General features: G+C 58.4%; 21 protein-coding genes, 5 tRNA genes and 2 pseudogenes. 15 read left to right on the forward strand and 13 right to left on the reverse strand.

The window, feature by feature from the left end; genetic code table 11:
- Positions 1-3: 3 nt before the first annotated feature.
- Positions 4-918 (reverse strand): LysR family transcriptional regulator, encoded by a 915-nt coding sequence (locus JAO85_RS00400; RefSeq protein ID WP_012837814.1) that lies wholly within the window; start codon positions 916-918, stop codon positions 4-6.
- A 164-nt stretch (positions 919-1,082) separates the two neighbouring features.
- Here JAO85_RS00400 and JAO85_RS00405 point away from each other — a divergent pair, with 164 nt between their 5' ends.
- The 7 genes from JAO85_RS00405 (at position 1,083) to JAO85_RS00435 (ending at position 7,935) form a co-directional block, all read left to right on the forward strand.
- Positions 1,083-2,315 carry a CaiB/BaiF CoA-transferase family protein gene (locus JAO85_RS00405; protein ID WP_012837815.1) on the forward strand — a complete coding sequence of 411 codons (1,233 nt, stop codon included), beginning with the start codon at positions 1,083-1,085 and terminating at the stop codon, positions 2,313-2,315.
- On the forward strand, positions 2,312-3,304 hold the full coding sequence (locus JAO85_RS00410) for a hydroxymethylglutaryl-CoA lyase (RefSeq protein ID WP_202787214.1): 993 nt from the start codon (positions 2,312-2,314) through the stop codon (positions 3,302-3,304). Before JAO85_RS00405 ends, JAO85_RS00410 begins: the two co-directional genes overlap by 4 nt.
- Positions 3,305-3,383: 79 nt before the next feature.
- Positions 3,384-4,382, forward strand: a complete 999-nt coding sequence (locus JAO85_RS00415) for a tripartite tricarboxylate transporter substrate binding protein (RefSeq protein WP_202787215.1) — start codon at positions 3,384-3,386, stop codon at positions 4,380-4,382.
- Between the two features lie 206 nt (positions 4,383-4,588).
- A complete protein-coding gene (uvrC, locus tag JAO85_RS00420; protein WP_202787216.1) occupies positions 4,589-6,541 on the forward strand; it encodes an excinuclease ABC subunit UvrC in 1,953 nt (650 codons plus the stop codon).
- A gap of 60 nt (positions 6,542-6,601) precedes the next feature.
- Positions 6,602-7,165 (forward strand): CDP-diacylglycerol--glycerol-3-phosphate 3-phosphatidyltransferase, encoded by a 564-nt coding sequence (pgsA, locus tag JAO85_RS00425; RefSeq protein ID WP_003066269.1) that lies wholly within the window; start codon positions 6,602-6,604, stop codon positions 7,163-7,165.
- Positions 7,166-7,572: 407 nt separating this feature from the next.
- A complete protein-coding gene (locus JAO85_RS00430) occupies positions 7,573-7,845 on the forward strand; it encodes an HU family DNA-binding protein (protein WP_003056615.1) in 273 nt (90 codons plus the stop codon).
- Between the two features lie 14 nt (positions 7,846-7,859).
- Positions 7,860-7,935, forward strand: a tRNA-Val gene (locus tag JAO85_RS00435).
- A 752-nt stretch (positions 7,936-8,687) separates the two neighbouring features.
- Here JAO85_RS00435 and JAO85_RS00440 read toward each other — a convergent pair.
- Complete coding sequence (locus JAO85_RS00440) at positions 8,688-9,068, reverse strand: hypothetical protein (RefSeq protein WP_202787217.1); 381 nt, start codon at positions 9,066-9,068, stop codon at positions 8,688-8,690.
- Positions 9,069-9,340: 272 nt separating this feature from the next.
- Between JAO85_RS00440 and JAO85_RS00445 the strand changes: the two genes are divergently transcribed.
- Entirely contained in the window at positions 9,341-9,643 is a 303-nt protein-coding gene (locus JAO85_RS00445) for a hypothetical protein (RefSeq protein WP_202787218.1), read from the forward strand.
- Between the two features lie 246 nt (positions 9,644-9,889).
- On the opposite strand, the gene JAO85_RS00450 is transcribed toward JAO85_RS00445, so the two are convergent.
- The 3 genes and pseudogenes from JAO85_RS00450 to JAO85_RS00460 form a co-directional block, all read right to left on the reverse strand.
- On the reverse strand, positions 9,890-11,083 hold the full coding sequence (locus JAO85_RS00450; protein WP_054073940.1) for a diguanylate cyclase: 1,194 nt from the start codon (positions 11,081-11,083) through the stop codon (positions 9,890-9,892).
- 610 nt (positions 11,084-11,693) lie between these two features.
- A pseudogene (gene rdgC, locus JAO85_RS00455) lies at positions 11,694-11,978 on the reverse strand (recombination-associated protein RdgC); the annotation flags it as partial.
- Between the two features lie 505 nt (positions 11,979-12,483).
- Positions 12,484-12,927 carry a 3'-5' exoribonuclease domain-containing protein gene (locus JAO85_RS00460; RefSeq protein WP_202787220.1) on the reverse strand — a complete coding sequence of 148 codons (444 nt, stop codon included), beginning with the start codon at positions 12,925-12,927 and terminating at the stop codon, positions 12,484-12,486.
- A 545-nt stretch (positions 12,928-13,472) separates the two neighbouring features.
- On the opposite strand from JAO85_RS00460, the gene JAO85_RS00465 reads away from it, so the two are divergent.
- The 3 genes from JAO85_RS00465 (at position 13,473) to JAO85_RS00475 (ending at position 15,728) form a co-directional block, all read left to right on the forward strand.
- Positions 13,473-15,371 carry a SurA N-terminal domain-containing protein gene (locus JAO85_RS00465; protein WP_202787221.1) on the forward strand — a complete coding sequence of 633 codons (1,899 nt, stop codon included), beginning with the start codon at positions 13,473-13,475 and terminating at the stop codon, positions 15,369-15,371.
- 65 nt (positions 15,372-15,436) lie between these two features.
- Positions 15,437-15,512, forward strand: a tRNA-His gene (locus tag JAO85_RS00470).
- Positions 15,513-15,652: 140 nt separating this feature from the next.
- Positions 15,653-15,728, forward strand: a tRNA-His gene (locus JAO85_RS00475).
- Between the two features lie 604 nt (positions 15,729-16,332).
- Here the strand turns inward: JAO85_RS00475 and JAO85_RS00480 are convergent.
- The 3 genes from JAO85_RS00480 to JAO85_RS00490 form a co-directional block, all read right to left on the reverse strand.
- A complete protein-coding gene (locus tag JAO85_RS00480) occupies positions 16,333-16,776 on the reverse strand; it encodes a DUF1641 domain-containing protein (protein WP_202787222.1) in 444 nt (147 codons plus the stop codon).
- 34 nt (positions 16,777-16,810) lie between these two features.
- Positions 16,811-18,001, reverse strand: a complete 1,191-nt coding sequence (locus JAO85_RS00485) for an FAD/NAD(P)-binding oxidoreductase (protein ID WP_202787493.1) — start codon at positions 17,999-18,001, stop codon at positions 16,811-16,813.
- A 71-nt stretch (positions 18,002-18,072) separates the two neighbouring features.
- Positions 18,073-18,672: a TetR/AcrR family transcriptional regulator gene (locus JAO85_RS00490; protein WP_202787223.1), complete on the reverse strand. Its 600-nt coding sequence runs from the start codon at positions 18,670-18,672 to the stop codon at positions 18,073-18,075.
- A gap of 749 nt (positions 18,673-19,421) precedes the next feature.
- On the opposite strand from JAO85_RS00490, the gene JAO85_RS00495 reads away from it, so the two are divergent.
- A complete protein-coding gene (locus tag JAO85_RS00495; protein ID WP_202787224.1) occupies positions 19,422-19,607 on the forward strand; it encodes a hypothetical protein in 186 nt (61 codons plus the stop codon).
- Here the strand turns inward: JAO85_RS00495 and JAO85_RS00500 are convergent.
- Entirely contained in the window at positions 19,604-19,753 is a 150-nt protein-coding gene (locus JAO85_RS00500) for a hypothetical protein (protein WP_003066434.1), read from the reverse strand. The genes JAO85_RS00495 and JAO85_RS00500 overlap by 4 nt on opposite strands.
- A gap of 1,348 nt (positions 19,754-21,101) precedes the next feature.
- Here JAO85_RS00500 and JAO85_RS25580 point away from each other — a divergent pair.
- Both JAO85_RS25580 and JAO85_RS00505 read left to right on the forward strand, forming a co-directional pair.
- Positions 21,102-21,265, forward strand: a pseudogene (locus JAO85_RS25580) (CsbD family protein).
- A 202-nt stretch (positions 21,266-21,467) separates the two neighbouring features.
- Positions 21,468-21,544, forward strand: a tRNA-Met gene (locus JAO85_RS00505).
- A 537-nt stretch (positions 21,545-22,081) separates the two neighbouring features.
- Here the strand turns inward: JAO85_RS00505 and JAO85_RS00510 are convergent.
- A tRNA-Pro gene (locus JAO85_RS00510) sits at positions 22,082-22,158 on the reverse strand.
- Between the two features lie 71 nt (positions 22,159-22,229).
- Positions 22,230-22,487 carry a translation initiation factor IF-1 gene (infA, locus tag JAO85_RS00515; RefSeq protein ID WP_003056533.1) on the reverse strand — a complete coding sequence of 86 codons (258 nt, stop codon included), beginning with the start codon at positions 22,485-22,487 and terminating at the stop codon, positions 22,230-22,232.
- 411 nt (positions 22,488-22,898) lie between these two features.
- Here infA and asd point away from each other — a divergent pair, with 411 nt between their 5' ends.
- Positions 22,899-23,762: an archaetidylserine decarboxylase gene (gene asd, locus JAO85_RS00520; protein ID WP_202787225.1), complete on the forward strand. Its 864-nt coding sequence runs from the start codon at positions 22,899-22,901 to the stop codon at positions 23,760-23,762.
- A 65-nt stretch (positions 23,763-23,827) separates the two neighbouring features.
- On the opposite strand, the gene JAO85_RS00525 is transcribed toward asd, so the two are convergent.
- On the reverse strand, positions 23,828-24,088 hold the full coding sequence (locus JAO85_RS00525) for a hypothetical protein (RefSeq protein ID WP_003056528.1): 261 nt from the start codon (positions 24,086-24,088) through the stop codon (positions 23,828-23,830).
- A gap of 74 nt (positions 24,089-24,162) precedes the next feature.
- Positions 24,163-26,805 (reverse strand): [protein-PII] uridylyltransferase, encoded by a 2,643-nt coding sequence (locus JAO85_RS00530; protein WP_052263660.1) that lies wholly within the window; start codon positions 26,803-26,805, stop codon positions 24,163-24,165.
- Between the last annotated feature and the right edge of the window lie 16 nt (positions 26,806-26,821).

The following is a 26,821-nucleotide window of genomic DNA, read 5'->3' on the forward strand; positions in this document are numbered from 1 at the left end:
GATTCAGTTTTTATCGGTTGAGGCGCTCTGGCACAGGTGCTCGACCAGCAGTTGCGCGACGGGCGAGAGTGCGTCCTGCGAGCGTACGCAGAGCATGAGCTGGCGCTCGGCCCAGACTTCGTCCAGGCGGATGCAGCGCAAGGGCAGTGCGCCCATGTAGATATGGGCGCTGCCCTCGGGGAGAATGCCAACGCCCAGACCGGCGGCCACCATCAGGCACAGGGCGTCATAGCCGGTGACCTTCATGCGCAGGCGCGGCTGCAGGCCCTGGTCGGCGGCAGAGCGGGTGATGAGATGGTTGAGCGCGCTGTCGGCATGCATGCCGATCAGATCATGCTCGATGACCTGCTCCAGGCGCAGCCTGTGCTCGCCGGCCAGCGGATGGGATTGGGGCATGACCACGGCCAGCCGATCCCGGCGATAGGGGCGCAGGCTGATCTTGCTGCCGTAGCTGCCGTTGTTGAGCAGGCCGATGTCGGCCTCGTTGTCGGCCACGGCACGTGCGATATCGGTGCTCACGCGCTCCTGCAGTCGCACGTCCACCAGCGGGTGCCGGCTCAGAAAGCTCTGCAGCTGGGCCGGCAGAAACTGGGTGATGCTGGAGATATTGGCCATCACGCGCACATGGCCGCGCAGGCCTTGCTCGCCGCCCTGGGCATAGCCCTTCATCTGCGTGGCGATGCCGTCCAGCTCGTTGAGCACGCCGCGCGCCATGTTCAGCAGTGCGTAGGCGGCGGCCGTGGGCTGGCTGCCCCGGTTGCTGCGTGTGAATAGCTCAAGCTGCAGCTGACCCTCCAGCTCGGCCAGACGGCGGCTGGCGGCCGAGGGGGCAATGTGCTCGCGTGCCGCGGCACGCGCGATGGCGTTCTCTTCCATCACGGCCACAAACAGACGCAGGGTGATCGGGTCCAGTTTCATGAGGACTGCATTATCCGTCCTGGCTATGCCCAAATGCGATGGCAGCTTCGCATTTCAGCGTTTTGCAGGACTGCTCTTCAAGGGCAAGATGATTGAAAAGCCGCTTTGCCTGGCGTTGGTCAACGCAAAGCGGCACAGCAAGAGAGCAATCAAGAGACAAACGGATGACGACGATGAATATCCAAGACCCTGCAACCCAGACCGTCACGCCGCGCGCGCTGGAAGGGGTGAAAGTGGTGGAAATGGGCCAGCTGATTGCCGGTCCCTTCTGTGGCAAGACCCTGGGCGAATTTGGTGCCGATGTCATCAAGATCGAGGCGCCCGGTGCGGGCGATCCACTGCGCAACTGGCGTCTGATCAAGGAAGGCACTTCCGTCTGGTGGCAGGTGCAGTCGCGCAACAAGCGCTCGGTCGCTCTCGATCTGCGCCAGCAGGAGGCGCAGGCCGTGGCGCGCCAGCTGATTGCCGAAGCCGACGTGCTGGTCGAGAACTTCCGTCCCGGCACACTGGAAGGCTGGGGCATGTCGCCCGAGGAGCTGCACGTCATCAACCCCGGCCTGGTGATCCTGCGCATCTCTGGCTACGGCCAGACCGGCCCCTATCGCGATCTGCCGGGCTTCGGCGTGATCGGCGAGGCCATGGGCGGGCTGCGCCACCTGACGGCCGAGCCGGGCAGGGTGCCGGTGCGCGTGGGCGTGTCGATCGGCGATACGCTGGCGGCCCTGCACGGCGTGATCGGCGTGATGATGGCTCTGTACCACCGCAAGGTGAACGGCGGTCCCGGCCAGGTGATCGATGTGGCCCTGCATGAGGCCGTGTTCAACATCATGGAAAGCCTGATCCCCGAGTACAGCGCCTTTGGCGCCGTGCGCGAGGCCGCCGGCAGTGCGCTGCCAGGCATTGCACCCTCGAATGCCTATCCCTGCCAGGATGGCTGGGTGCTGGTGGCGGGCAATGGTGACTCCATCTTCAAGCGACTCATGACGGCCATCGACCGCCAGGATCTGGCCGATGCGCCCGATCTGGCCGACAACGCGGGCCGCGTCCAGCGCGTGGCCGAGATCGATGCCGCGATTGGCGCCTGGACGCAGGCGCGCAGCGTGCAGACGGTGATGGACGAGTTGGGCGCAGCACGTGTGCCGGCCGGCAAGGTCTACACGGCCAAGGATATTGCCGAAGATCCGCATTACCGGGCGCGCGAGATGATTCTGACCCAGCGCACCCGCGATGGTTTCGAGTTGCAGGTGCCCGGCGTGGTGCCCAAGCTTTCGCTGACGCCGGGCACGGTGCGCAGCAGCGCCCCCCATGTGGGCGACGACACCGATGCCGTGCTGGCCGAGATCGGCCTGAGCGCCGAGCAGATCGCGCAGCTGCGCGCCAAGGGGATTGTCCAATGATGGCCGCCGACCTGAATACGAAGGTGTGGACCGGTGCGGGTCGCCGCATCCATATGAACGAGGTCGGTACGCGCGACGGTCTGCAGATGGAGCAGGCCTTTGTCCCCACCGAGGACAAGATCGCACTGGTCAATGCGCTGTCCGAGGCGGGCCTGTCCAAGATCGAAGTCACCGCCTTTGTCTCGCCCAAGGCCATACCGGCCCTGCGCGACGGCGAGATCGTGATGCGCGAGATCGCGCGCCGGCCGGGCACGGTCTATACGGCGCTGGTGCCCAATGTGCGCGGCGCGGAGCGTGCGATCGATGCGCAGACCGACGAACTCAATCTGGTGATGTCGGTCAGTGAGACGCACAACCTCTGCAATCTGCGCATGCAGCGCAGCCAGTCCTTCGAGGCACTCAGGCAGGTGATCGCGACGGCGCAGCAGGCGGCAACGCCCGTCAACGTGTCGCTTTCCTGCTGCTTCGGCTGCCCCATGGAAGGCGATGTGGCCGAGGCCGAAGTGCTGGCCTGGGTGCAGCGCTTTGCCGATCTGGGCGTGCAGGGCATCACGCTGTGCGATACCACGGGCATGGCCTATCCCAGCCAGGTGCATTCCATGGTCCTGGCCTTCAAGGCGCGCTGGCCGCAGCTGGGCCTGACCCTGCATTTCCACAATACGCGCGGCATGGCGCTGGCCAATGTGCTGGCCTCCATCGCTGCGGGTGCGGATCGCTTCGACGCCTCGATTGGCGGTCTGGGCGGCTGTCCCTATGCGCCGGGCGCATCGGGCAATGCCTGCACCGAAGAGATCGTGCATGCGCTGCAGCTCATGGGCTATGACACGGGCACGGACCTGGACCGCATCGTCGCGGCCGCGCGCAGCCTGCCGGCGCTGATAGGCCACGAGACGCCCAGCCAGATCGTCAAGGCCGGTGCGCGCTGGGATCTGCACCGGCCGCCAGCGGATTTTGCCGAGATCAAGGAACGCGCCCAGGCCAGGGCCTGAGACGGTTTTCGCCCCCGCTGCAGCGGCTCTTTCGGGGGAAGGAGCTGGTGCGGTTCAACATTCCAACAAGGAGACAAACATGACTGTTCAACGTCAACGCCTTTATTTCATGCTGGCTGCGGCTGCGGCTGCGGCTGCGGCTACCGCCGGTCTGGTCAGCACCCCGGCCATGGCCCAGGGCAGCTATCCCAGCAAAACCGTGCTGATGATCGTGCCCGCAGCCGCAGGCGGCACCACCGATCTGGCCGGCCGCATGGCCGCACAGGCGCTGGCGCCGGTGATGGGGCAATCGGTGGTGGTGGACAACAAGGGTGGCGGCAACGGCGCCATTGCGGCCAATCTGGTCAAACGCGCGGATGCCGACGGCTACACGCTGCTGATGCAGTACTCGGGCTATCACGTCATCTCCCCGCATCTGACCAAGGCCAAGAGCTGGGAGCAGGGCGACTTTGCCCCCGTCGCCAATGTGCTGTCGGCTCCGCAGATCATCGTGGTGCGCTCCGAACTGCCGGTGAAGACGCTGGCCGAACTGGTGAACTACACCAAGGCCAATCCTGGCAAGCTCAACTATGCCTCGTCGGGCAACGGCTCGCTGCAGCATGTGACGGGCGCCATGCTGGAGCAGCAGGCCGGCGTGAAGATGGTGCACGTGCCCTACAAGGGCACGGGCCCGGCGCTGCAGGACCTGCTGGGCGGCCAGGTGGACCTGACCTTCGGCACCGCGCCTCCCTTCATGCCCCATGTGCAAAGCGGCAAGCTGCGCGTGTTGGCAGTGACGGGCAAGCAGCGCCTGCCCAGCCTGCCCAATGTACCCACCACGGCTGAAGCCGGCTATCCGGGCGTGAACGCCACGTCCTGGTTTGCCGTGTTTGCGCCCAAGGCCACGCCGCAGCCCGTGATCGACAAGCTGGCTGCCGATATCAAGAAGGTGGTGGAGGATCCTGGCTTCAGGAAAAAGGCCGAAGAGCAGGGCGCCACGGCGGACTATATGAGCCCGCAGCAACTGGCGGCCATGGTCAAGACCGAATACGGCAACTGGGCGCAGGTGGTGAAGTCGTCCAAAATCGAAGCCGAGTAAGCGGCGGGCTGCAGGGGTTGCCTCGAATCCCTTTGCTCTAAAATAGGAGCTGCTATCGCTTGTTTAACAAGGATTTCAGGTTGAAAACTATCTGAAATTAAATGTGATAAAGCGCTGGCAGCTCCTTTTGTTGAGGTGCTACAGGCTGTCTGGTCGTTTGCACCGCTTGCTGCCGGATTCGTCCACATGCGCAGACAATAGCGCCCATGTCTTCCACGCATTCCGCCGAACTGCTGGCCCAGGTGGCCGCGCTGCCGCCATTGCCGGGCGTCTATCGCTATTTCGATGCTGCCGGTGTCCTGCTCTACGTGGGCAAGGCCATCAACCTCAAGCGCCGCGTTTCCAGCTATTTCCAGAAGGAGCATGGCGGCACGCGCATAGGCCATATGGTCAGCAAGATCGCGAGGCTGGAGACCACGGTGGTGCGCTCAGAAGCCGAGGCGCTGCTGCTGGAAAACAACCTCATCAAGACGCTGTACCCCAAGTACAACATCCTGTTCAGGGACGACAAAAGCTATCCCTATCTCAAGATCACCGGTGTGGCCCATCGCGACGGCAAGGAGGGCGAACCGGCGTTTCAGGAGTTCCCGCGCATCGCCTACTACCGGGGCGCAGTGGACAAGAAGCACCGCTACTTCGGCCCCTATCCCAGTGCCTGGGCGGTCAAGGAAAGCATTCAGCTGCTGCAGAAGGTCTTCCGGCTGCGTACCTGCGAGGACACGGTGTTCGCCAACCGCAGTCGCCCCTGTCTGCTCTATCAGATCAAGCGCTGCACCGGCCCCTGCGTGGATCTGATATCGCCCGAGGCCTATGCGCTGGATGTGCGCAATGCCGAGGCCATGCTGCGCGGCGAAACCAGCGAGCTGCTGCAGCAGCTTGAAGCGCGCATGATGGCGCACTCCGACAGGCTGGAGTTCGAGCAGGCGGCCGAGGTGCGCAACCAGCTCACGGCCCTGTCGCGCGTTCTGCACCAGCAGGCGATCGAAACCACGGACGACAAGGATGTGGACATCCTGGCCGTGCGCGTGCAGGGCGGCCGTGCCTGCGTCAACCTGGCCATGGTGCGCGGCGGCCGCCACCTGGGCGACAGGCCTTACTTTCCGGCGAATCTGGGCGATGCCGCATCGGTCTACTCCAGTGAGGAAGAGGTGGACGCCGCAGCCGAGGCGCGGCCCGTGGAGGAGCTGGTGCTGGAGGCATTTATCGCCCAGCACTATGTCGGCGTGGCCGTGCCGCCCACGCTTGTCGTCAGCCATCCCGTGGAGAAGCGGCTGGTGGAACTGCTGACCGAGCAGACTGGCGTGCGCATCACCGTGGTCCAGCAACCACGCGAGCAGCGCCGCATCTGGCTGGAGATGGCACAGAAAAATGCCGACATCCAGCTGGCCCGCCTGCTGGCCGAGGAAGGCTCGCAACAGGCGCGCACGCGCGCCCTGGCCGAGGCGCTGGATCTGCCGGTCGAGAATCTCGACGAGCTGACCATCGAATGCTTCGATATCTCGCACACCAGCGGTGAAAGCACCAAGGCGTCCTGCGTGGTGTTCCATCACCACAAGATGCAGAGCAGCGATTACCGCCGTTTCAATATCGAAGGCATCACCGGCGGCGACGACTATGCGGCCATGCGCCAGGTGCTCACTCGTCGCTACAAGCCCGTGGCCGAGGCGCAGCGCGAGGCGGGCGGCGCCGAGCTGACCGGCAAGCAGCCGCATCTGCCGGATCTGGTGCTGGTCGACGGCGGCAAGGGCCAGGTCAGCATGGCGCGCGAGGTTTTCACGGAACTGGGCCTTGATCTGTCGCGCATCGTGGGCGTGGAAAAAGGCGAGGGCCGCAAGGTCGGCCTGGAAGAGCTGGTGTTTGCCGATGGGCGCGACAAGGTCTACCTGGGTCATGACTCGGCGGCGCTGATGCTGGTGGCGCAGATTCGCGACGAGGCGCACCGCTTCGCCATCACCGGCATGCGCGCGGCTCGCGCCAAGGTGCGCACAGGCAGCAGCAGTCTGGAAGATATTGCGGGCGTGGGGCCCAAGAAACGGGCGCGATTGCTGCAGCGTTTTGGCGGCGTGCGCGGCGTGGCCGATGCCAGTGTGGACGATCTGATGACCGTGGAGGGCATTTCCGCAACGCTGGCCGAAGAAATCTACAAGGCACTGCATTGATGCAGGCTGCGCGAGCGCAAATCCGCGCTGGCGCTGCGTGCTCGTGACACAATGACACCCATGTTCTTCACCATCCCTACTGTGCTGACCCTTACGCGGATCGTGGCGATTCCGCTCATCGTGGGGGTGTTTTACGCGCCGCTGGATCAGGCGACCCGCAATCTCATCGCCACCGTGATGTTCATCGTGTTTGCCGCCACCGACTGGTTTGACGGCTATCTGGCGCGCAAGCTCAATCAGACATCGGCATTCGGTGCTTTTCTAGATCCCGTTGCCGACAAATTCCTGGTCTGTGCATCGCTGCTGGTACTGGTTCATCTGCAACGCGCCGATGTGTTCGTGGCCCTCATCATCATCGGTCGCGAGATCGCAATTTCGGCGCTGCGTGAATGGATGGCTCAGATCGGTGCCAGCAAGAGCGTGGCCGTACACATGATCGGCAAGGCCAAGACCATGGCCCAGATGGTGGCCATCCCCTTTCTGCTCTATGACGGAGTGGCGTTCGGAGTGATCGATACCGGCGTCTGGGGGCAGTGGCTGATCTGGATTGCAGCGGTGCTGACCGTCTGGTCCATGGTCTACTACCTGCAAAAGGCATTGCCCGAAATTCGTGCCAGGCTCTGAAATCCGAAGTGGAGCTTTCTGAAAGCGCTTGTTCATCAAGCGCTTTTTGCTATCTGGCGGGCTGCTTTCGGAGCAGCAAAAAGACTTTGCGGCAGCGCATCGCATGACTTGATCGGACTGCAGATTTTGTCAATTGTTGTCAATCGGTGAAGCCGACACGGAAGAAGCTTGAAAAAAGCCGCTGTGGATGGCCGAACCCGCTCAAAAACCGCATAGAATCTGGTTCTGTCGCTGGAATGCGCAGCGCGAGTTGGCGTCAAAAATGTCAGCGGCTTCAGGTAGAAATGGGCTTGCCCATACGCAGAAACTGATAGGCTGGCTTCCGTCTTTATCGCGACTGGTTTCTTGCTACGCAAGGTCTGCGTTTGCAGAGACATTCCATTCACTTATTTCTCGAGAGGCATCTTGTGAATAAAACCGAACTGATTGAGCACATCGCTAACAACGCCGATATTTCCAAGGCCGCAGCTGCGCGTGCACTGGACTCCACGATCGACGCAGTGAAGAAAACACTGAAAAAAGGTGGTACAGTATCGCTTGTTGGTTTTGGCACATTTGCTGTTGGCAAGCGTGCAGCTCGCACCGGTCGTAATCCTCGCACCGGCGATTCCATCAAGATCAAAGCGGCCAAGGTGCCTAAATTCCGTCCGGGCAAAGCATTGAAAGATGCTCTGAACTGACACCCAGTTTTAGTGGGTCCTTAGCTCAGTTGGTAGAGCGGCTCCTTTACACGGAGTAGGTCGGCGGTTCGAGACCGTCAGGACCCACCACTAAAAAACTAAAGAAATCAAGGGCTTAGAGCGATCTAAGCCCTTTTTCTTTGCCCTCTCTACCAACCCGAATAGCCGCCACAAGCCGCCTCTACCAACCGAAAATCGTTGCTTGCCAAGCTGCCTGAGTCTGGCGTGGCGCCCGGCAGGAGAGCTCATGGCCGCTTGAGAAAAGCCCGCGGCGGCGGGCCGGGGTTACATCTTTTCGGGCTTCTTACGCTCTCGCTCTCATACCTGCTTTTCAGGTGTCTCTGGAGCTTTCTAGATTGGTGTCTCGCTCATCGGACGGGCATAAATAAGGTGAAATCAGAGCGAATGCCGATGAGTGTCTCTGGGTGTGAGTTTTGCAAAATTGGCTCCATTTCGCGTAACTGCTCGGCCTAGCATGCTCATGTGTTCGATGACAGGAGGCCAATCATGAAATCTCTATCTGCTATCGCGTTGCTGGTGACCGCTGGCGCGCTGAGCGCCTGCGATGACAAAGCACCAAAGCCTGAACTGGAAACGCGGCCGCCGGCAATGGAGGGAATACAGCGACCACAGCCAGATCCTGGAGCAGCAGTCCCGAGGCCTGAGCCATCTCCTGCGAATCCAAATCCACGGCCTTAAAGACTGGGACTTGGATAGGACTGCTAGGAGTCTGCTCATTTGGTTGTTTGTGCGGGCTCGCTTCGTTGCTGTTCCCGGCCACGATCAGCCAGAGGGTTGATGCTGTTGCCGGCCGCTCGCTCCCGGGCCGTTTTTGTGGAAGGCTAGTCTGCAGCCGGGTGATCGATGATGTAGCCCGGCGGGAAGTCCTGGACGCTATGGCGCTCACGCTGCATGAGCATGCGCAGCACCATGCCTGCGGCTACCTCGCGCTCGCCCTTGGGCCGGATACGTTCAGCAGGTCTACGGCTACCCGCCTGTAGCTTCGCGCGGCATATCTCCCGAATGTCCGGGCGATAGTGGCAGGTCTTCGGGGGGGGCGTGTTGGCATCGTGCGCACCGATTGCGTCGGGGTCATGGTTGATCCCTGTGTCAATGGAGCGGCCGCTGGCATGCTCAATGCCTGTGCAGGCATCACAGGCACCGATCAACAGGCCAATCATCAGCTTGGCAGGCAGTGCCCGCTCGAATTGAGGTGTAAGCATGAGCTCCAGAAAACGAGCCCGCTTGGTGGCTGGCTGTTCAGCTTGAGAAGTTGGAGATTGCTGGTGCTGAAGATTCCAGTCCAGCGGTTTTGCGCATGGGGCTCATGGTGTTGGGTGGCGCTCACTTGTTGCGGGCTGGGCAGATGCGGTACCTTATAGATTGGGGCAATTGCGAGGGGATGGCTGATTTGATGGGGGTGTTCCGAGAAGATCGGAATATCAACCAATTTGGCAGGACTCTTCACGCGACGGTCCCTAGCTAGGAGGTCGCCATGGAAACGATAGAACAGATGGCTGAAAGACACATCCGCGAGTTTGAAGCGGACTTGGTTCATATCGATGTGTTGATGAAGCGTGCACAGAAAATGAGTGCGAACGCAGCCGATCAAGTGGAAGCTGAAAGGCTTTTGGATCAAGCCATGAGGCAGCGCGCTAAGTTGGATCTGCATCTCGCGGCCCTAAAGAGCAAGCAAGAGTCCGATTGCGAGCAGCTGGCCGAGGAGGGCAAGCGCTTCAAGGAGACGCTTGAAAAAATACGCTCGAATATTGAAGTGATGCTGGCTTCCTGGCTTTGACCGCCAAGCGGTTGCAAAGATGGGCGACCTCCGAACGTTCCTGTGTGGAGCCGCAGTCGGCAAAGAAAGTCTGTTGCGGGGTACATCCTCCTGCACCTGTAGATCGCCCTGCCAGCCGATGGCAATGCACTAGATGATCATGTTCTTGAGCATCGCTCCCCGGAACGCCAGAAGTCCGCTCAGTGGCGGCTGGGAAAGCTCCCGCTACAGGGTTTTCATAAAGCGCTGCGGCAGGTCATCTTGCCACTATGGGTCGAGGCTGGGATGAGTGCTCTCGATAGAGATATCTGGATAACTCACTCCCGATACATGCACTTGATCACGTCCAGCATTTTTTGCCTGGTAAAGAAGCTGATCGGCTTCTCTCAAGGCATGGTCCAGCTGGGACGGATCGGTGATCGATGAAATCCCAAAGCTCATGGTCAATTTTGTGCCAGAGAGAAGAAGGTCTTTATTCGACCGGAGGTCTTGTCGGATGCGTTGAGCAATTTCTTCTGCATCTCGCAGTGCGATGTCGATCAACAGAATCACAAACTCTTCACCGCCGAACCGTGCGACGAGGTCGCGCTCTCGTACATGGTTTTGCAGAGTCGCGGAGACAAGCTGCAGCACCTTATCGCCATATTCATGGCCCCAGGTATCGTTGATTCGTTTGAAGTGGTCTATATCACAGGCCAGCACCGCCATGGGATAGAGCCTCATGTCGGTTAAAAGCTTCAGGGCATATTCATGGAAGGATCTGCGATTCAATATCTGGGTCAAAGTATCAAGGTCACGTTCTTTCTGTAGTTTGCCAACGGTTTCCTTTGCGGCAATGACGGTCATGACCAAGGTAAAGAGTATCGCGAAGTTCAATATGCTCACCAGTGTCAAGAGCCAATACGGCGATCTTGGAAATGACCGCGGATCCGGGTATCCCAGCAGCGAAATAATCATGGGTCGAGTAAGGGTGTAGGCTGTGAAAATCATGCTCAGCCAGAGCAGTGACTTGTCGAGCCAGTCAAATGAGTTCTTCCTTGAATAGACCTGGAGGATAGGTAGCAGTAAAACAAGGCCTGAACCAACACTGAAGGAGTTCACTCGTGCCCAGACGTTGGGGCTGATCCGGCTAAAGTAATACAGCGCAGCTAACGTGATACCGGCAATCAGTAGCGCTACAAGTGGCTGGGCCGATACACGCCATCTCTCTGCCCAACTTTTCGCAAGGCACCAAGCGCTCAGCAGGTAGAAACTGCCAAGCAGGAGTGCGTAGCGAGTGAGCTCCTCCAGGGGCATCAAGGTTTGAGCGGCGAGAGGCAGTGCAGTGAGTGAATAGGCGCAAGATTGCCAGAGCAGAAAGCGCTGAGATCGTTGGGCGAGCCAGGCAGCGACCAATATGACTGCCAGAACAAAGATCGCCAAAGGTGGCGTCAGAACCAAGAGGTCGTTATTCGCGAACATATGACCAGAGCCTCCTCGATCGAAGAGCGGTAACGCCTGTTCCTTGAGCGCAAAGCGACAATCTACTTGCACCGCAAATGTGTTCCGCTATTGGCGTCACAATTTATTACAGCGTGCGTCCTCCCTCATCCATGTCAGCCTGCTTCTTGTTTGGAGTGGTAAATCAGTCAAAAATTGTCAATGCCAAGACTTTCTTCCATGAATGAAAATCGTTCCAGGTTATTGATTCGCATTCATCGCTGGCATGCAACTTCCGTGCGATTTTTGAAGCTTATGCAGTGATCTTTTTAATCTCCTGAATCTGAATGCCAGTCTGCTTTTATGGTCAGCTCCTTGCATTGCTGGGCGCCCTTTTGAAGGATGTACGGCTGGCTTGCTGCGTACTGCAGTGCGAAGCCATGAGGCTTTGTCGAAGGGCTTTGGTGGCTTGTCGTCTGCCTTCTGTGCCATCTGACAAAGCCGCTCATGGGCCTGCCTTGCCTCATCCAGCTTCCCGGGCCGGATGCCGGAGACCCGCCAGCCTTTGTGAACAGACACAGGTTTCGCCTTGGATGCCAGGCGACGCTGGCGCTAGAACTCCGCTCCTTGGGCGCGCATGTCGGCCATTGGCGAAGACCATGGGCAGCAGGTTCAGCTTAGGCTCATCCTTGAGATCGCGGAGCTCTTTCTTGCCAGGCTTGCGGCGGTTGGCCTTCTCGTTGACTTTGCGGTTGAGCACGCTGGCTGGCAGCACTTTGGTCTCGGTCATGAAGCGCATGGCCCATTGCTCAGCCAGCGGCGCGTTCGTGGGGCGCGCAGCACTCCTCGAATACTGTCTTTGCAGGGCGTCGTCCAACACCTGCAGATTGTCTTGCCAGCTCTTGGCAATGCGGTAAATGATCATGCTCTTGAGCACCTGAGTTCCAGAAAAGCGAAACCCGCTGAGCAGCGGGTCGTGTTGTCGTTGAGGTGGGGTAGGGGGAGCCGCGTGCCGTTGGGGTAGACATGGGTGCGGCTTGGCAGCTCAAACACACGGAAGCGGCTATCAGGAATGCCCAGTGTGCGCCGCAGCTCTTTGCTGTCATAGCTGTCCTGGGCGGGATGTAGCGCTCTGCAGGCTCTCCAGGTGACAGGACTGGCCAGCCGAGCACCTTGCTTCACTGGGGATTCTGGTCATTGTTTCACTTTCAGGCATTGAACGGTCTTTTCATCCAGCCGCTCGGTGTGCATGCCGGGGCACGTGCATTCATCGCTCAGCGTCTTGATGGGAAAGATTGGCTCATCTGCTTGTGCGGGAGTGCTGGTCGGCCCATGCAGATGGCGGCGGTCAGGAGCAGTCCTGCAACGAGATTTTTCATGGTTTCGCTTCGTAGCACTTGTCTGTAAAGCGCAAGCAGCTATCTCAATTGAGTCGATCGCACTCACATCGGCCAGGCATCTGGCGTATTGGCGTTCACCACGGGCACGCCAATCAGGCAGAAGAAGCCAAAGAGGGTCAGCGCGATCAGTGGCTTTATTTCAGGGGCGGTGCTATCAGAAGCGCGAGGGCTAGGGTGCGGGTATGCGGCCATTTCACAGGTCCCCTTGGCAATCAGGCTTTGGAGGAGGGTGAGTGACTTTGCCAGTTGCTTGGCCTCATGGCTTGCTTCATGCAGGGCGTAGTGCTTTACGTCCACAAAGCCGCCCACAGCTTTTGCTGCGGGGTGAAGGTCAAGGATGGCTCGCATGTCGCGGTCAAAGAGCCATTCCCAGGGTAGTTGCTGGGAGAACGTGTCGTAGAGACTGCGCAGGATCACGTTGTCGAAGCCAGCTCTTCGCATCGGGTTGTCAGGGTGTCGTCCTTGAGATGCCGACGACGAGGTCAAGGAGGACGCCGGACGGTATTGGATCAGGGGATCTGCAAGCAGTTTCCGGTGCCTGGACCGGGCGTCAAACAGCGCATGCAGCAGCAGTCGTGTGCGTGTGCATGTGCATGTGCGTCATCCTCGAGTGTGGTTGGGAAGGAAAGCTGGAGACCACTGCAAGTTGCGGATATTTATGAAGATATAAACCTTTGCGCAGAGTGGCTAGGCGGTTCGAGACATTCAGTACCCGCCGCTACAGCGCAAAGAAGGCTTGGAGAGCTCAAAGCCTTCTTTGAGTTTTGGCGTCTATTGCTACTGGAGGTGACGGTTGTTCGGGGTATTTCTATGCAAGATGCCCTGGCTAGACAGCGGCAATGGAAAAGCTGGCAGTTAGAATGGACAGGATTAGCCTAACCCTGTTGGTGGAGGTTGGATGGCAGTTCTGTAGAGCATCAGTGCCCTGTAGAGGCCCGGTCGGTGGCGCAAGCGGGTCGCACGGCTTTCACCATTGTTAATGAGGCGAACGCAAGTTCGCCTTTATTTTTGCTGCCGCAGAAAGATTGACCATGTTCGAATCCATCCGCAAGCATTCCAAGTTCGTGATGATCTTGTTGTTCTTGCTGATCATTCCCTCTTTCATTTTTGTCGGAGTCAACCAGAACTACTTCACCGAGTCCAGCCAGACTGTGGCCCGCGTGGATGGGCATGACATCACCCAGCAGGACTGGGACAACGCTCACAGGGCTGAAAGCGACCGCCTGCGTGCGCAGAATCCGACCATGGATGCCAAGCTGCTCGACTCGCCAGAGGCGCGCTATGCCACGCTGGAGAAGCTGGTGCGTGATCGCGTGCTGGCAGCTGCTGCCGCCAAGATGCACCTGACAACGCCCGATGCACAGTTGGTGCGTACCTTGCGTGAAATCCCCGCGATTGCATCCTTGCAAAAACCCGATGGCTCGCTGGATGCTGAAGCCTACAAGGCTCTGGTCGGTTCGCAGGGCATGACTCCCGAAGGGTTTGAAGCCAATCTGCGTCGTGAACTGGCACTCAATCAGGTACTGGGTTCCGTCTCTTCGACAAGCTTCACGACTGCCGCGCAGTTGCAGCAGGCCATGGACGCCCTGTATCAGCGCCGAGAAATTCAAGTTGCCCGGTTTGATGCCAGTGCCTTTGCAGGCAAGGTCCAGCCCACGGAGGCCGAGCTCAAGGCTTTCTATGAAGCACACACCAACCAGTTCAAACAGCCCGAGGCAGCAACGGTGGAATATGTCCAATTGGACCTGGCCGCTGTACAGCAAGGCATTGTTCTGAGCGAAGACGACCTGCGCACCTATTACAAGGAAAATGCTGCCCGTCTTGCTGGACCCGAAGAGCGTCGTGCCAGCCATATCCTGATCAATGCGGCCAAGGATCTTCCGGCTGCCGAGCGTGAAAAAGCCAAGGCCAAGGCTGAGCAATTGCTGGCCCAGGTGCGCAAAGATCCCAAGAGCTTTGCCCAGGTAGCCAAGGCCAACTCGCAGGATCCCGGCTCTGCTGCCAATGGCGGTGATCTGGGTTACTTTGGCCGTGAGGCCATGGTCAAGCCATTTGAAGAAGCCGTTTTCAAGATGAAGCAGGGCGACATCAGCGATGTGGTCGAGTCTGACTTTGGCTTTCACATCATCGAGCTGACCGGCATCAAGCAGCCCAAGGTGCCCTCGTTCGAGGAAATGCGCCCCAAGCTGGAAGCAGATCTCAAGCAACAACAGGCTCAGCGCAAGTTTGCAGAGGCGGCCGAAGCCTTCTCCAACGCCGTTTACGAGCAGTCCGAAAGCCTCAAGCCTGTGGCCGAGAAGTTCAAGCTGAGCATTCACAAGGTCGAGAACGTGACGCGTGAGCCAGCCCCTGATGCGCAAGGTCCTCTGGCCAACAAGCGTTTCCTTGAGGCATTGTTCTCCGCAGACTCTCTGGAGAACAAGCGCAATACCGACGCAGTGGAACTGGCCCCCAGCAACCTGGTGGCTGGTCGTGTGCTGAGCTATGCTCCTGCGCACACCCAGTCCATGGATGAAGTGGGTGAGAAACTCAAGCAGCTATATGTGGCGCACCAGTCCGCAGAGCTGGCCAAGCAGGAAGGCAAGGCCAAGATGACCGAATGGAAGGCCAAGCCTGAAGCAGCTCAACTGCCTGCGGCTGTCGAGGTGGGTCGCGATCAAGCCAGGGACCTGCCGCGTGAAGTGCTGGATGCGGCATTGCGTGCCCCCACGAATGCCCTGCCTGCATGGGAGGGTGTCGACCTTGGCAATGCAGGTTATGCCGTGATCAAGGTCAATCGCATTGCCCAGCGTCCTGCGCAAGATGCTCAGGTGCTGGAGCAGCAAAAGGCGCAGTTCACGCAGTGGTCTTCCATGGCTGAAGTCATGGCCTACTATGAACAGTTGAAGAAGACCTTCAAGGTCCAGATCAAGGTGCCGCGTCCTCAGTAAGGCATTTAAATCAGGCATGAGTTTATTTCCGGCCTGATTTATGCATTACAATAGATGCTTCTACGGTGGCTGTAGCTCAGTTGGTAGAGTCCAGGATTGTGATTCCTGTTGTCGTGGGTTCGAGTCCCATCAGCCACCCCAGAATTTCAAAAACGCTCTGCAGCGCAGAGCGTTTTTATTTGATGAGAGGTGTTTGCCTTGAATCGTTGCTAGTTCAGTGTTTATTGCTCTCAATTTTGATTTGATGGCTCAAATTCTGAAGTAGAATAGAGACTTCTACGGTGGCTGTAGCTCAGTTGGTAGAGTCCAGGATTGTGATTCCTGTTGTCGTGGGTTCGAGTCCCATCAGCCACCCCAGTTTATAAAATGCCCCACAGGTTTGCTTGTGGGGCATTTTTGTTTTTTGCAGCTCGCTGCTATGCAGCGAGCGCAGACTGTTTTGAGGCTCTACTTTCTCGCTAAACAGGCTGCCCGGTGCTTGAGAGCCTCGTGATAGTGGTCGGGCTTTTGCATTGAGCTACCTGCATGCAGTCAGCGGCGCGCACCTTCAAGTGCTGTCAGGACAGAGCTGCGGCTGCCTCGCCAGCAGACGGTGTGCGGCATCACTACGGCAAGAGCAGCGCCGTGCCAGCCATCCTTTCCTGCGGCCCCGAGGGGCGCTGGCCCGTCATCCGTGGTGGATTTGTGAATGTGTGGCAGCACCCCGGCGAATGCAATCGGTGGACATGGCGGCTTGATTGCAAAGGTTTTTGGCTCATCTGCTTCACGACTGCAACTGATGGTGCAAAGTGCTCTTCCAGTGCCTTGCTGATCTGTCCAAGGGATTCGGGGGATAAGGATTGGCGTTGCGCAGGCGGCACAACTATTCAGGAGGCAAGGCCTCATAGATTGATTGCCTCTCCAGAAAAGAAAGACCGGCTGCGGCGGAGGGGCTGGGGCCAGAACTGCTAAGGACTTGGCTTCAGTCCGCTGTGTAGTCGATAGGGTCATAGGCATGTTGCCGGCCCAATGCTCCAGCCATGGATAGCAGGAACGCCAACCCACGGCGCACATCTGGCTCACCCGCCATGCGAAGAAGGCCAATTAAAGTAGGTGTTGTCTCGAGTCGCTCCATGCGGGCTGCGGCCATGCGGGCCGCGTTTCCGGCTGACCATGCTGCAGATACGCTTTCTTCAAAAGCTCTGGCCAGCTTTTCGACCATGTACGCATCGCTCATATCGACCGCATCGGCAGCCGCGGAAAGCATGTCTACGACACGGTTCAGGCGGCGCCCTGCCAATAGAGGCTCGAGTTTGCTCATGAGTTCTTCCAAACCCTGAAGAGCGGCATCGTCGTTCAGCAGGCCTGCACTGAGTTTCATGGCAGATTCGTGCTCGGCCATCGGAATATCGGTAGTGCTATTCATCTCGAATCTCCTTGTGTACATCCATGAAGCTGGCTTAGACCAGGGCGCGTGCTACCGCCCAGTACAGGCCTCGATTGAAGCCCTTGCGCATCATTCCGCCGATCTTGGTGGGAGGCGTTGGCTTGACATCTACTTTGTAGTCATACCAAAGAGGCATTCCGTCATCGAGTCCCATCTGCGCGATGGCCACAACTCGGCCGTCGTATGCATCGCAAGTACGGTCGAAGCGGATTTGCGATGCGATGTTGTTGACGACAACAGGTGACTGGCTGTGGCAGGAGCCACCGGCCTTGCTGACAGGAAGATCCACGGTGTCGCCGAGCACGTAGACATTCGAGGTGCCCAGCATTTGCATCGTCTCGTGGTCAGTGGGGAGCCAACCTTCGCCATCCTGTGCCTGGGACATACCGCTATCGCGTACGGCCTGTACTGCGCGAATGGGGGGTGTGGCCATGAGAATGTCGAAGTCTTCTGATTCGCCCTCTTCCGAATAGGCGATCTTTGCGTCGGGGTCCACGTGCGACAACGTGAACCCGCGCTGATAACGTATACCGCGTTGCTCGAACACCGTGGGGAGGATCTCGCAGGTATCCCTCTGAAGGAACAGGCAGTTGCGCAGCAATTGCGATACCGTGGGGTAGGTATAGATGATCTCCACCTTGTCTCTCACTCCGCGGCGGCGCAACAGATCGTCGAGCATCAGAGTTGTCTCGATCGGTGCGATGCCGCACTGGTGGGGGACGTTCGGGGTCTTGGGGAAGGTCACGGTGATGAATATTCGACCCTTCTCGATACGAGTCAGCTTGTCGGCCAATTTGCGGGCAGGCCCATGCTGGTAGAAATGGTCGCCGCCCTCGGCCAAGCCGGCAATGCGCTCTGGGGAAGGAACGCAGCCCGTGGATATCACAAGATGGTCGTAGTTAAAGCTTTTTCCGCTTTTGCATTGGACTGATTGAGCCGAAAAATCAAAGCTCTCTACTTCCTCGACTTGAAAGTCGATTTCAGGCCTCAGCAGCCCGCGCTGTTTACGTCTCAGTTCATCCCGGAAGAATGCATTGAAAGCCACATACATAAAGGCTGGCTTGTAATAGTGCCAAGGAGAATTGGAGAGCATGGTGATGCGCACCTTGCCGCTTAGCAATTCCGGATATAACTTGATGACCAGATGATTGGCTGTCATGGTTCCGCCAATGCCGCCGCCAATGATCAATATGTGATGCGCCATCCTGCTACTCCTTTTAACATTCAGTCGGAAAATGGCCGGCACCTGATAGGTGTCGGTTCGTGAAACCAAACTCAATCGGGCCGAAGTGAGCGCCATACTCCTTCCCACAAGGAGTCAAAGAGTTGTTCGAGCGGTGTGTCCACCAATCCGTCAAGGTGCAGGCAGATAATGCGGATGGCACTGCCATACATCAAACTGGCGGCAACCATGGGTTCCATTGAGCGAATCTCGCCGTCTTTCATGCCGGAGAACACAAAGCCGCGCATACGGACAAATGCGGAAGCGGAACAGATCGCTTGCTCCTCTGGCAGAAACTCGCGGTGGCGTGCGTTGACCACAAAACCCATTGCATCAGGCTCGGCTTCAGCCAAGGCGAACAGCATGCGCAGTACGGCTTCACAGCGTTCACGGCTGCTTGCGTGCTGCACTTCAATTTCATCCAGCAGCGCATTCATGCGGGAGAGCAGGTGTCGATAAAGCTCCCTGGCAATGCCTTCTTTATCAGTGAAGTGGTTGTAGAAATATCCGATAGAAACTTCGGCCTCGGTGCATAACTCTTGGATTGAAGTGTTAAAGAAGCCATTTCTTACAAAAAGCCTCAGAGCCACACCAAGCGTTTGAATATGACGGGAGCTGGAATTTGGAAAGAATGTCCAAGTTTCTTTTTGCATCGTAAAAATAGAATGAATCTTCGTTCTATTTTTGACGTAATGATGATAGGGAAAAACAGGAGTAAACCCTGTTTACAGACAGTCGAATTTTAAAAATATTTGGAGATTGCAATTTGGCCGGGCATGCCTCTCGCCTTTTGCTTTTTGTTGTATGGAGAGGTCGAAACTCTATGGGGCTCTCTATCTGATGAGTTAACTTTCTTGCGTCTGGCTACCCGGCAGATGAATGCGTTGGTCATATCAGCTGGCTCGAACATGACGCGAGCCGGTTTCGGTTCCAGGCGGTCATCTTCTCGATTTCTGGAATTGCAATAGCCGTCACAAAGGGCTTTCATCTGCAATCAGCCTTTTGCTCCAGCTGTCCTTTGGACTATCCGGCAACGCCGCTCTTGGGCATGCTTTTTGTCCTCCTGCTTCCAGGGCGTGATACCCGAGACGCGCAAGGGGCGCGGTATCGGACCTGGTGACAAGGCACTTCTGACGCTTGAGCCTCATTCCTGGCTCGTATCGCAGCCATCCTGGTCCTGGAAAGAGGGGCTGTTGGGGTTCACTAAATTCGAGGCCACATGAGGCTACAGAAACAACAGCCAGTTCAAGGCTGGCTAGGCATGGCAGGAGCTTCACTTGCTTACACATCGAATACCCGCAAGCGATTGAATAACCTAGACTTATTGCTATGAAAAAGTTACTTGGAGTCTCTGCATTTGCGCTGTTCTTGTCTGGCTGCTATGCGCATCACGGGCATGGTTATGGGCACCGTCACCATGATGGGTACTACGGGCATCCGCACGGCCACAAGCATCATGGCCATCGGTCAGGTGGTCATGGAGGTGGGCATAAGCACCACGGCGGGCGTGGGAACGGTCGGCGCTAGACTTGAAACGCAAACAAAAAAGCCACCTTCGGGTGGCTTGGTTTATCTGGAGACCGTTTAGAAGGCGTCGGCGCTGTACTCGCCTTCGGGTGGGGTCTGGGACAGTATCCGCAGAACCTCTTCGGGAGAGTGGGGGTCAGGCATTGGCGTCATGATCTCTTGATTCGTCGCTTTGAGTTCGGGATAGGCGGCGTACAGGTAGGTCATGGCTACTCCTTGCAGGGGGGATGGAAGCTGATGAGTCCCTTTTTAATGCTTGACTGTGTCAGTTCGTTGACAGGAATGTAAGTTGTGAGGTGTGCTCGCGAATTCTCAAACATGCATTGCACGGTCTTGTTGTCCAGTCGCTAGGCTGTTTGCACGGGCAGGAAAAGGCAGTGCGTGCAGCGATTCGGATTGCACTGCCAGAGAGGAATGAAGTTGCGGAAGGGGGCATCCGCCCAAGCCGGGCCAGTGGCTCAGGGTATCGCGGCAGCGGAGGGGCGGGCAGCAAGCGCGATGGTGCCAAGTGGTTTAGCCATGGGTTTTCATCCTCTTCGGGATCGTTGCCGCAACGCAGGGCGGTGGATCAGTAGCGGCGATGGCCGGGTTTTGCAGGATGCTTGCCGTCAATCTGGTGCAGGACTCTGCCGGCCATATGCGGTGCGTGATGGCGCAGTCGAGAAGCTCTGGCCGGTGCTCCAGCCGGGACACAGGCTTGTGGCTGCGCAACGGTATTTGGCCGTGCTGCTGTGGCTGACGACTTGATTGGCTCGATCGTGGAAAAAAGGCTTGGCTAATAGGAGAGGGCCGCTGGCTAGCTAAAACGCTGCAAGCCCCTGCTTGTCAGCGCCCCACGATGAAGAGGCGGTACAGCGACTCGCTGCACCATGGGATGAATCATAAACGCAATTGAGAATCGTTTGCAAATAACCGTGTAATTCTCAGGACTATAAAAAGAGAGGATCGATGCCTGGAGACATGAAACTGAATGGCACCAAGAGTTGCCGGATAGATGCGGGCGCTGGGTTCAGGGCGGTTGGAAGAGGCTGCGAGGTGTCAGTGCCGAGGAGCGGTACCAGCCTCTGCGGCAGGAAGATGAGACATTGCCTTCAATTCCGGACTGGGCGCTGGACAGGCTTAGCTTGTGCTGCAAGCCGCGTCCATGAAGCTCCATCACGTGCTGTTTGCAGCCTATGTCCTGGAGAAGGAGCACTTGAACTCTGTGCGCTGGCGTCTGGTCAGGGCTGGCATGATGTCGAATCCACGGTTTGCGTTCCCTCTGGTCGATATTTCGGATGCTGCTGACGTATCTTGATAAGGAATGTCCGATAGCGGCCATTCATCGCAATACTGAGGCGTATGCCCAGGCTGCCTGGGGTAGCCAGCGGCGTGACCATAGTTTCAAGCATGATCAGCGGGCGCCTTTGTTTTGCGTTTGCCGTTGTGAGCAATTGATGGCGCGCAAGGGTTTGCATCACATGGATGCCCTGGCAGGTCCCACGGCCGTAGGCCTCACTAGCGCTTAACTTTGACTCAAGCCGCATTTCGCGGCTTTGTTCATAAGGAGGGCGTCATGAATACTGATCAAGTCAAGGGCACGTTGAAGGATGTGGCAGGCAGGATTCAGGAAAGGCTTGGTGAACACATAGACAGTCCTGAGCAAGAAGCCAGGGGATCGCAACGCAGGTTGAAGGCACCGCTCAGAAGAAGATAGGTGATCTGAAAGAAGCGATTTAAGAGACGGCCAAAAAGTAAGCTGCACGAGCTCTAACGAGCAAAGTCCGCTAGGTTGGCCAACTGACTTTTGTGCTGCTTCCCGAGGGGATTCATTACTGAATATCTATTCATGCTGTAAATTTATACATATGTGCTATAATACAAGCGTCGGGGAAATCATGCAGGCGCCTAGGAATGGTGGTCGGCCCCCGGCGCGGAATATCGCGAGGTGGAGCAGTCTGGTAGCTCGTCGGGCTCATAACCCGAAGGTCGTTGGTTCAAATCCGGCCCTCGCAACCAATAAAGCCCTGGCCGGAAACGGTCAGGGCTTTTTGCCATCTGTCTGTCATATTTCGAGAGCAAGATACGCATCGCTAGGTTCAGGTTGTAGCACTGAAAGATGGCTTAACCCCTGGCGCCAATTCCAAAGCCCTGGCCGTAGCAGCCGGGGCTTTTTCTTTTGTCTTCTGCCTGCCGAAAGCTGGTTGCTGCGGCCCAGGTTCTGTCTCGACGGCTTTTCTTATTCCCTTGAGCCAGCCAAGGCCGCGCCCGGGTGGCATGTCGCGCGGATGATGCGGGCTGCTTCATCGCTCACGGAGAGCTCTTGCATGTGTCACTTTGGGCCGAAGGAGTGCAAGCTCGAATGAGGAGGGAGGCGTCAGCCTTCTTGCCATGAGGGCGCAAAGCATCGATGCTTCGTGCCGGCCTCAAGGGGGGTTAAGGCGGTTCTTAGTCTGCCAAGCCGCAAATAGATATGATGGCGCGTATAAGCCGGCAAGGTCGAGAAGCCTAGACAGACAAAAGGGGTTAGATCTTTCGATCTAACCCCTTGTCATTTGGTCGGAGCGGCGGGATTCGAACTCGCGACCCTCTGCTCCCAAAGCAGATGCGCTACCAGGCTGCGCTACGCTCCGAAGCCTCTATTCTAACTACAAAAAATTGCGCATCTTTTGAAAGTGGCGAATTTTTGATGATGAGGCGCTATTTATTTTGAACGAGGTGTCGTGGGGGCCGGGCCACGGTTGGCCAGGTGGCGGAAGGTAATACGGCCCTTGGTCAGATCATAGGGCGACATTTCCAGCGACACCTTGTCGCCAGCCAGAATGCGGATGTGGTGCTTGCGCATTTTGCCGCCGGTGTAGGCAATCAGTTGGTGACCGTTGTCCAGCGTGACGCGAAAACGCGAGTCAGGCAGGACTTCCGTCACGGAACCTTGCATTTCAATCAGTTCTTCCTTGGCCATTTGTTCAATCTCTTAGAAAAGGTCAGTTGCGGCGCTTGCTCGTCATCACCACGGAAAAGGCCTGAGCAGAACAACTGCTCAGGCCTCAATGTGGCAAGGGCGCTGCGCTGTTTGCGCAGACCGAACAAAAGGCCGATATCCAATCAAGCCGTGCTGTGAAACAGCATTCAGCTAAACATTGGAATTGTAGCGTCTCGCCTTCGCTTATGCCCTTATAAAGGGGTAAAGCGTCGCAGCGATGAGACGGGGACATGGGTCTTTGTCATGACGCTTGCATCATTGAGATGTCGCGCCTGGGCGGTGGCCTGGATGGGGTAAAACGCCTGTAGCCCCCAAAGACAGCCGCCGCTGCCGTGGTCTTGGCTAGAATCCTGTTCGACAGCTCTATAACTTTGATAGCAAAATTCCATCGTGTCTGATCGACTCGCCGTACTTTCCCAATATTTCTTGCCCAAGCAGGCGCTGACCGCGCTGATGGGAAAACTGGCGCAAGCCGAGGCCGGCGGATTGACGACGGCAGTCATTCGTCGCTTTATCCTGCGCTACCAGGTGAACATGGCCGAGGCAGCCAATCCCGACCCCGCAGCCTACAAGACCTTCAATGCCTTTTTCACTCGTGCGCTCAAGGACGGTGTTCGCCCTCTGGCGCAGGCGGACTGGATTTGCCCGGTAGATGGTGCGATCAGTCAGTTCGGCAGGATAGAAGGCGAGCAGATCTTTCAAGCCAAGGGGCATCAATACAGTGCGACTGCGCTGGTGGGAGGGGATGCGGCTCTGGCCCGTCAGTTCGATAACGGCAGCTTTGCCACGATCTATCTGAGCCCGCGCGACTATCACCGCATTCATATGCCCTGTGCCGGCAAGCTGCGCAGCATGACCTATGTGCCAGGGGATCTGTTCTCGGTGAACCCGGTTACCGCACGTGGCGTACCCGGCTTGTTTGCGCGCAACGAGCGCGTGGTCTGCGTGTTCGATACCGATCATGGGCCCTTCGTGCTGGTGCTGGTGGGAGCGACGATAGTGGGCAGCATGGCAACGGTGTGGCACGGCCTGATCAATCCTCCGCGTCCAGGCCATATCAAGACCTGGAATTACGAAGGTGCCGAAGCGGTGACGCTGGCTAGAGGCGAGGAGATGGGCCGCTTTCAGCTTGGCTCCACGGTGGTCATGCTGTTTCCTCAGGCTGCAGGCCTGCAGTTCAATCCGCAGTGGCAACCGGCGGCGCCGGTGCAACTGGGCCAGATCATGGCCAATGCACAGGCCAAGCTGGGCTGATAGCCGGGTTCCATGGAAAAAGCCGCTGATGCCATGAGCGTCAGCGGCTTTCTTGTTTCGAGGGATCAAAGAAACCAGGTCAGTGGTTCAGGCCGGCGTTCGGTGGTGAACACCGTGGGGGCAAGACTCAGGCGATCAGGTTTGACCGGGTCGTCGTGACCTCGGAGGTAGACCATCAGTTCGCGTCTGCGCAAGATGACATGGCTGACGATTTCGCGTCGGCCATTCTGAGTGACCTCGGTGCCGGGGCGAAACAACGGCATATGAAACAGGCCACTGCGTGTGGTGGGCGGCGATGCCGCAACTTCATTGGAGGCGAGCTGCATGGGCTTTCCGTAGTAGTGGTGACTGCTTATCGGCAGCGAATCATCAAACTAAAGCACGAATTGCCGGGCCTGCTTCAACCGGGCTGGGCCAGGGCCTTGAGCAGCTCGGTCTCCATGCGCAACTGGCTGTTGTTGTCCTGCAGCTCAGGGCCTTCGATGAGGAAGCTGTCTTCCACGCGCTCGCCCAGGGTGCTGATCTTTGCCAGGTGCACGCTGATATGGTGCTGGGCCAAAATGCGGGCAATGATGTAGAGCAGCCCGGCGCGGTCTGACGCGGAGATGGACAGCAGCCAGTGCTGGGCTTTTTCATCGGGGCGCAGGATGACGCGCGGGGCGAATGGAAAGCTTTTGACGCGGCGCGACAGCCGTCTTTGCGAGGGTGTGGGCAGCGGGCCGCCCCGCAGCAGTGTCTGCGTCAGATCGCTTTCCACCATGTGCATGAGCTCGCGGTATTGCTCCTGCATGGTGGGGGCGACGACCTGGAAGGTGTCCAGCGCGTAATCGTTGTTGGCCGTGTGCACGCGCGCATCGAGAATGGAAAATCCGGCCCGGTCGAAGTAGCTGCAGATGCGGGCAAACAGATCGGGCTGGTCGGGTGCATAGACCAGCACTTGCAGGCCTTCGCCGGCCAGCGACCGCCGGGCGCGCACCACGGGCTTGCCAAGGCCCACATGGCGCGAGAGATGGCGGGTATGCCAGGCGATGTCGGCCGCTTCATGGCGCATGAAGTAGCTCACATCCAGTGTCTCCCAGAGCTTCTTGTGGGACTCAAAGGGTTGAGCAGACAGGGCCAGTTGCACCAGCGCCTCACGCTTGCGGGCTTCGATTTCGGCGGCGGCATCCGGGGCGCGACCACCTAGCACACGCAGGGTCAGGCGGTAGGTGTCTTCCAGCAGCTTGCCTTTCCAGGCACTCCAGACCTTGGGGCTGGTGCCGCGAATGTCGGCCACCGTCAGCAGGTACAAGGCAGTGAGCTTGCGCTCGTTGCCAACGCGTTCGGCAAAGGCACGAATCACATCGGGGTCGGACAAGTCCTGCTTCTGGGCCACCTGGCTCATGGTCAGGTGCTCGCGTACCAGAAACTCGACCAGCTCCGCATCGGCCTTGTCGATCTGGTGGGCGCGGCAAAAACGCTTGACTTCGACGGCGCCGATCACGGAGTGATCGCCGCCTCGGCCCTTGCCGATATCGTGGAAGATGGCAGCCAGATACAGAATCCAGGGCTTGTCCCAGCCTGCGGCGAGCTGGGAGCAGAACGGATACTCATGAGCATGCTCGGCCATGAAGAAGCGCCGCACATTGCGCAGCACCATCAGTATGTGCTGGTCCACGGTGTAGACGTGGAACAGATCGTGCTGCATCTGTCCCACGATGCGGCGGAAGGGCCAGAGATAGCGGCCCAGTACCGAGGTCTGATTCATCAGCCGGATGGCATGGGTGATGCCGCGCGGCTGCTGCAGGATTTTCATGAAGGTGGCGCGATTGACCGGGTCGCGACGGAAGGCGCTGTCCATCACGTCGCGGCTGGCATACAGCGCACGCAGCGTGCGTGTCGACAGACCTGTCAGCCCCTCATGCTGCTCATACATGAGAAAGGTTTCGAGAATGGCATGCGGATCGCGCTCGTACAGATCGTCGCTGACCACCTCGATGGTGCCGGCCTTCTCACAGAAGCGATCATTGAGCTGAATCAGCTCGTGCGAGCCGGGGTTCAGGCGCTCTTCGATGCTCATGCGCACGATCTGGCACAGCTGGGTCACCGCCTTGGCGGCCCAGTAATAGTGGCGCATCAGGGTCTCGCCGGCCCGCATGGCCAGCTTGCGGCCCTCCGGCGTGGTGGAGCGATAACCGAAGGCTTCGGCCACGGCGGTCTGCAGGTCGAAGACCAGCCGGTCCTCGTGGCGGCCGGCAGCGGCATGCAGGCGGGCACGGATCAGGCTGAGCAGGGATTCGTTGGATTCGAGCTGCTGCACCTCGAAATGGGTGATCAGGTCCTGCTCGGCCAGCTCATGCCAGCTGTTGCCGAAGCCAGCGGCCTTGGCCAGCCAGAGCATGGTGTGCAGATCGCGCAGCCCGCCGGGCGATTCCTTGCAGTTGGGCTCCAGCGAATAGGGCGTGAAGTCATATTTGGCGTGGCGCTGGCGCATCTCCAGCAGCTTGCCTTCGACAAAAGCCTTGGGATCAAGTTGCGCGCGAAACTGCTGCTCGAAGTCGGCAAACAAGGCCTTGCTGCCGGTGATGCGGCGTGACTCCAGCATGGCGGTCTGTACCGTCAGGTCCTGCGCAGCCTCCTGCAGGCATTCGGCAATGCTGCGCACGCTGGAGCCGATTTCCAGGCCGACATCCCAGCAACTGCTGATGAACTTCTCGATGCTGGCCGCCAGTTCCGCAGCCGGCTGTGCACTGCTTTGGGGCAGCAGCACCAGCACATCGATGTCCGAGTAGGGAAAGAGCTGGGCGCGTCCATAGCCTCCCACGGCCAGCAGGGCCGCGCCTTGCGGCATCTGCGCGCGCTGCCAGAGGGTGCGCAGAAGACCGTCGGCCAGTTCACTGAAATGGTGCAGCACTCCGCGCACGCTGCGTCTGCCCAGCGTGGGGTTGCGCAGCAAGTCCATCTGCCGGGCCTTGGCCTCGCGGTATTGCTCGCGCAGGCCCTGTAGCGAGGAGAGGTCGGAGACGTCGGCAGAGTTGGCGTAGGAGTGGGCAGAGGAGGTCATGCGCAGTAGAAAAAAG

It is taken from the genome of Comamonas sp. NyZ500 (assembly GCF_016772095.1).
Classification (GTDB): domain Bacteria; phylum Pseudomonadota; class Gammaproteobacteria; order Burkholderiales; family Burkholderiaceae_C; genus Comamonas; species Comamonas thiooxydans.